This window comes from Pollutimonas rozaliensis, assembly GCF_048751585.1.
Taxonomy (GTDB): domain Bacteria; phylum Pseudomonadota; class Gammaproteobacteria; order Burkholderiales; family Burkholderiaceae_B.
In genome coordinates, this window is the sequence record NZ_JAZHOB010000168.1 from 1 (window position 1) to 264 (window position 264).

Below are 264 nucleotides of genomic sequence, written 5' to 3' on the forward strand. Positions count from 1 at the left end.
CGGCGTGCCGAACCATGCGCTCTGGAAGCGTTTCGACGAAGCCTGCAACGAAGCCCACAAGGTGGTCGAGGCCTGGCTCGAGAAGGTTCGTGCCGATGCTGCCGAGCATCGCGCGCTGCGCGTCGCGCTGATCGAGGAGGTCAAGGCCTGGGCGGCGGAGCACGCCGGCGCCGCCGATCTGAAGGCGCACAACCGCGCGCTGCATCAGTTCGCCGACCGCTGGCGCGATGCCGGCCATGTGGGTGAGAAGGTGTTCGCCGAATT

1 protein-coding gene is annotated in these 264 nt (G+C 67.8%); it reads left to right on the forward strand.

What is annotated here, in order from left to right; genetic code table 11:
* Positions 1–264: DUF349 domain-containing protein (locus V0R37_RS22425; RefSeq protein ID WP_420376599.1), on the forward strand; the 264-nt coding region annotated here is incomplete at both ends.